Below are 4,799 nucleotides of genomic sequence, written 5' to 3'. Positions count from 1 at the left end.
GGCGGCGGCCCTGCTGGGCGCCGCGCACGCGGCACGTACCGCCGCCGGCGCCCCGCTGCCGTCGGCCGAGCGCGGTGACGTGGACCGGATCACGGCAGCGGTACGGGGCGCCTTGGACGCGGCGGCCTTCGACGAGGCGTTCGACGAGGCCTTCGAGTGGGGCGGGCTCTCGTTCGCTCAGGGCTCTCGCATGTAGAACATGTAGTACGTGGTGAGCAGGGTGGCCACGCCGATCCCGAGCCCCATGCCGCAGGCCCTCAGCGGGCTCGACTCGCTCAGGCTGTAGAGGTAGCCGACCGATCCGCCGATGAGCGCCCCGTACGCGGCCGCGCGCAGTTCACGGCGCAGCGAGTGCTGGAAACGGCCCAGGGCTGCGATCAGCACCGCGATGCCGACCCCGGAGATCAGGGCGATCCAGAGCTGATGGAAAGTGGCGGCGCCGCCGTCGCGCTGGAGGAACGACGCCCACGAGCCGTAGATGATGCCGACGACGATCGGCGTCGCCATGAACAGCGGGGAGACATGCCGCCGCCGTGCGTGGCGCCGGGACATCGGGACCTGAGTGGCCATGACAGCGGACTCCTTCCCTCGGACCCCCCACCACTCCAGGGCACACCCGCGTACGGCGACCGGCAACCGGGCGGAGGGGAGGCGGGCGCGTCCCCGCCGCTCTGCCAGAGGGGTTCAGGAGGGGTTCAGAACGAGTACGGGCCGAAGCGGCCCCAGGCCACGAACGCCGCCACGACCAGCAGCACCAGGTTGAAGACGGTGTTCTTGCCCTCGCCCGTCCTGCGCGCGTGCACGATCACGGCGCCGACCATCGTGAGGACGAACCCGACCGCTGACACCGGTACGAGGACCGGCGCGATGTTCACGAGCGCCGGCAGGATCAGGCCGATCGCGCCGAGGATCTCCACCAGGCCGATCGCCTTGAGCGAGGCCGGCGGGAAGGGCTCGGCCCACCCGCCTATGGACTCCACGATCTTCTCCTTCGGCCTGAACGCCTTCGCGTAACCGGAACCGGCGAAGAGCAGGGCGAGCAGGGCAGCGGCGATCCAGAGCACGATATTCATGACGGGACTTCCCGATGGATGAGGTGAGGGGACGAGGAGAACGACGGGTGCGAGCCCTGAAGTTGAAGATTCAATCGCGCCGATCCTAGACCCGCCCCCGTTCCCCTGACCCCGGTCGCGACCACGTCCCCGTCGCGACGCCCAGAACCGTACGGCGGCGCACTGCTCGCGCCCGATGTGCGGCACGCGTTATCTGGGAAGGGTGCGGACCCTTATCTCCACCGTTCTGATCGTCCTGTTGACGGTCCTGACTCCGCTGAGCGCGATCGCCGCGTGGACGGACTTGGAGATCGGCGACAGTGACCGCTTTGTCGCGACGACGGTTCCTCTCGCCTCGGACCCCGCCGTACGTAACGCCGTCAGCGACCGCGTCACCGACGAGGTCATGAAGCGGATCGACGCGGGCGCCATGGAGGACCAGGTGCGCGACCTGCTGCATTCGGCCGTGCTGTCCTTCACCACGACCGATGCGTTCAAGACCGCGTGGACGATGGTCAGCCGCGCCGTCCAGAACACCACCGAACGCGCCCTGACCAGCGACAACGACAACCCGGTCACCATCGACCTGGCGACCGTCACCGGCGAGGCGAAGCGGCGGCTGGGCGCCGACGGCGTGCCCTTCGCCGACCGCATCCCCGTACGCCACACCGAGATCACCGTCCTGAGGCCGGCCGACCTCGGCGCCCGGATCGATGTCGTACGGGGCCTGAGGGCGGCCGGGATCTGGCCGGCGGTGGGTTCGCTGGCGCTCGCCGCGGTGGCCGTACTCCTGCCCGCCGCCAGGTACCGGAGGCGCGCCGTGCTGGGGGTGGGCCTCGCGCTGGCCGTGGGCGCGGGGCTGCTGTTCCTCTGCGTCTGGGCGGGCCGGGGGCTCACGCTCGACAACCTGCCGTCGGGCACGGACCGCTCGGCCGCCGAGGCGGTGTACGACGCGTTGACCGGCTCACTCCGTACGGCGGCCTGGGCGGTCCTCGCCGCCGGGGTCGCGCTGGCGGCGGCCGCGGCGCCGTGGGGACGTATCCGGCGGCCCGGTCAGTCCGGGCGGCCCGGGCGGCCCGGGCGGCGGCACATCCGACGCCTGTCCAGCGGCGTGTCCAGGGGCGTGTCCAGGGGCTTTACTAAATCTTTATAGCGATACCCCCTTGCCAAATGTCGCGTTTGCTCCATCTGGCGCACTATGGGTGCTATGAGCCAAGGAACAGCACAGCGCCCCCCCAGCAGCACGGGCTACGGCGCTGGCGCCAACACAGGCAATGGCCACGGCACCGGCAACGGCATGAGCGGTCACACCGGCACAGGCGCCGGTACCGGTGCGCACACGGGAAGGAGCACTTCTTGGTCGATGGGCGGGGCCCTGTTCGCGGGTGTCGTGATGGTGATCTCCGGTGCGACGGACATCCTTCAGGGTGTCGTCGCTCTCAAAAACGACGCCTTCCTCAACGGCGTCACCGGCTACGCCTACACGTTCAACGTCAGCTCGTGGGGCTACGTCCATGTGATCCTGGGCGGCCTGATAGCGCTGGCCGGCATCGGCATTCTGATGAAGTCGCAGATAGCGCGGTTCGTCGGTATCGCACTGGCCGCGATCAACCTGGTGGGGCAGTTCATGTATCTGCCGCACCAGCCGGTCTGGGCGGTTGTGGGAATGGCTCTGAGCGCGTTCGCGATCTGGGCTCTGACCACTCAGAACAGGATGGCCCGGGCCTGACCGCCTGGTCTTCCGTCCAACCGTCTGACCACCTGACCTTCTGACCCAACGACAGCTCTCCAATTCCTGGGACGCGCCGGGCGCGCGGGAGCGACAACACGGACGTTGTCGCTTTCGCCGCCCGGTGCGTTGTCGTGTGTGGGCCACGGTGGGCGGGTGTGGGCTTCCGTAGGCGCGGGTGGGGGTCCGTACGGAAAGATATGACCCGTCCGCGTATCTGCATCGCATCTGCCCCGTATCTGCCGCGTATCCGTCGCATATCTGTCCGCGTATCTGCCCCGTATCTGCCGCACATCTGTCCGCGTTCGCTGAGCGAGAGGCCCGCCCCTTGGACGGCACGAGCAGGATCGTGGTGCCGGGACCGCGATCGGGACAACCCGCGCCACCGCCGCCCCCGCCCACCGCGCGCCCGCTCCCGGAGCGGCTGTTCGTCTGGGTCACGGCCCTGGTGCTCGCTCTGCTCACCGTCGTCGTCGGCTGCCGGGTGCTGGGCGTCGACGGGGTCACTCCCGTACCCCAGCTCCTCGCCTTCCTCCCCTTGCTGCTCGTGCCGACGGCCGTGGCTCTGCTGTGCTGCGCGCTGCTCCGCTGGCGGGCCGGGCTCGTCTGGGGGTTGGTACTGCTCGCGGTGACGGGGTGGTTCGAGCGGCCGTACGAGGCAGGGGCCGCTGTCTCGCGGGGGCCGGTCGTCGCCCGGATCACCGTGCTGACCTCGAACGTCGAGTTCGGACAGGCCACGCTCGGGCTGATCGCGGCGATCCGGCGCGAGAAACCCGATCTGGTCTTCGTGCAGGAGTGCGAGTTCACCTGCGCCCAACTCCTCTCCGTCCGGATTCCGCACGCGGACTACCCGTACCGGCACATCGTGAAGGCCGGCGGGTCGGAGGGTTCGGCGATCCTGTCCACCGTTCCGCTGACGAACACCGGTGGCATCGCGAGCACCCTCGCCATGCCCGGTTCCGCGGCCCGTTTCGGCGGCCTCGCCGTGCCCGTACGGCTCCAGCTCGCCCACCCGCTGCCGCCGATCCCGGGCGCCGTCGACTCCTGGCGTACGGAGCTGGGCAAGGTGCGCGCGTACGCCGCCGCCCACCGGGGTGACGGTCCCGGCATCATCGCCGGGGACTTCAACGCGAGCCGGGACCACGCCACTTTCCGGGACGTCCTCGACGCCGGTGAGCTGCGCGACAGCGCCCCGCTCGGGGGCGCGGGCCGTACGCCGTCCTGGCCGTCCGGCGCGCGCAGGCCGTTCGGCGCGCAGATCGACCATGTGCTGGTGAGCCGGGACTTCTCCGTGCGCGGCGCCCGCTTCATCGATCTGGCGCACACCGACCACCGGTCGCTGCTCGTCACGCTGGACCTGCACGGTCCCGAGCCGAAGAAGTGAGCCGAAGAAGTGAGCCCGGGGAAGCGAACCGGGGAAAGCGAACCCGAGAAAGCGAGCTGCCTCGCATGGGATGCGCCGACCGGCCCGGAGCGCGAAGATCGCTCGTATGAACTCCTCGAACCCCGCTGACAGCAACGCACGGATCCTCGACAACATCAACGCCCTCGTCGCCGAGGAGCGCGACCTGCGCGCCCGCTCGACCGACCGGCTCGGACTCGGGGCCGACGAGCGGGCCCGGCTCCGTACCGTCGAGGTCGAACTCGACCAGTGCTGGGACCTGCTGCGGCAGCGCCGCGCGAAGTCGGAGTTCGGTGAGAATCCGGACGAGGCGGCGGTGCGCCCGCCGAACGAGGTGGAGGGCTACCAGGGATAGCGCGTACGCCGCACGGCATACCGCCCGCCGTCGTAGATCACGAGATCAGCGGATCACAGGCGATACGGGCCCGCCCACGCCCAGCGGTCACACCCGTCGTACGCTGGCACTGTTCGTCCCGAGGACGGCGTTTCCTCCCGGTCCGAGACCGGGTCCCCGCGAAGGTCAAGGATGGCAGAACCCACGGATCCGAGCCGGCCGCCGCTCGCACCACCGCGCCGCTCGCACCGCCGTCCCCGCCCCCGCCCCCCGGAGTGGCTG

At 70.2% G+C, this 4,799-nt stretch carries 7 protein-coding genes; 5 read left to right on the top strand and 2 right to left on the bottom strand.

What is annotated here, in order from left to right; all coding sequences use genetic code 11:
• Positions 1-196: hypothetical protein (locus QR77_RS46795; RefSeq protein ID WP_040023472.1), on the top strand; the 196-nt coding region annotated here is incomplete at its 5' end.
• Here the strand turns inward: QR77_RS46795 and QR77_RS20410 are convergent.
• Together QR77_RS20410 and QR77_RS20405 are read right to left on the bottom strand one after the other, a co-directional pair.
• A complete protein-coding gene (locus QR77_RS20410) occupies positions 178-570 on the bottom strand; it encodes a hypothetical protein (protein ID WP_040023470.1) in 393 nt (130 codons plus the stop codon). The two genes, QR77_RS46795 and QR77_RS20410, sit on opposite strands and share 19 nt — an antisense overlap.
• Before the next feature lie 125 nt (positions 571-695).
• Positions 696-1,073 carry a DoxX family protein gene (locus tag QR77_RS20405; protein WP_040023468.1) on the bottom strand — a complete coding sequence of 126 codons (378 nt, stop codon included), beginning with the start codon at positions 1,071-1,073 and terminating at the stop codon, positions 696-698.
• 202 nt (positions 1,074-1,275) lie between these two features.
• Between QR77_RS20405 and QR77_RS20400 the strand changes: the two genes are divergently transcribed.
• The 4 genes from QR77_RS20400 to QR77_RS20385 all read left to right on the top strand — a co-directional run bounded on the left by QR77_RS20400 (position 1,276) and on the right by QR77_RS20385 (position 4,538).
• Positions 1,276-2,205: a hypothetical protein gene (locus QR77_RS20400; RefSeq protein WP_201778817.1), complete on the top strand. Its 930-nt coding sequence runs from the start codon at positions 1,276-1,278 to the stop codon at positions 2,203-2,205.
• A 210-nt stretch (positions 2,206-2,415) separates the two neighbouring features.
• Positions 2,416-2,781, top strand: coding sequence for a hypothetical protein (locus QR77_RS20395; RefSeq protein WP_052488920.1), 366 nt, complete (start codon positions 2,416-2,418; stop codon positions 2,779-2,781).
• Positions 2,782-3,109: 328 nt separating this feature from the next.
• The gene (locus QR77_RS20390) at positions 3,110-4,165 is read left to right on the top strand and encodes an endonuclease/exonuclease/phosphatase family protein (RefSeq protein WP_078876927.1); all 1,056 of its coding nucleotides are present in this window, start codon (positions 3,110-3,112) and stop codon (positions 4,163-4,165) included.
• Positions 4,166-4,271: 106 nt separating this feature from the next.
• Positions 4,272-4,538, top strand: a complete 267-nt coding sequence (locus QR77_RS20385; protein WP_040023467.1) for a DUF2630 family protein — start codon at positions 4,272-4,274, stop codon at positions 4,536-4,538.
• The last annotated feature ends 261 nt before the right edge of the window (positions 4,539-4,799 follow it).

Origin of the sequence: Streptomyces sp. 150FB (assembly GCF_000818195.1) — a bacterium.
Taxonomy (GTDB): domain Bacteria; phylum Actinomycetota; class Actinomycetes; order Streptomycetales; family Streptomycetaceae; genus Streptomyces.
This window is presented reverse-complemented; position numbering and strand designations above follow the sequence as displayed.

Bases quoted from the DNA above. Each gene is read 5' to 3' on its own strand.
- QR77_RS20410 (WP_040023470.1), bottom strand. From the start codon at position 570: ATGGCCACTCAGGTCCCGATGTCCCGGCGCCACGCACGGCGGCGGCAT.
- QR77_RS20405 (WP_040023468.1), bottom strand. From the start codon at position 1,073: ATGAATATCGTGCTCTGGATCGCCGCTGCCCTGCTCGCCCTGCTCTTC.
- QR77_RS20395 (WP_052488920.1), top strand. From the start codon at position 2,416: ATGGGCGGGGCCCTGTTCGCGGGTGTCGTGATGGTGATCTCCGGTGCG.
- QR77_RS20385 (WP_040023467.1), top strand. From the start codon at position 4,272: ATGAACTCCTCGAACCCCGCTGACAGCAACGCACGGATCCTCGACAAC.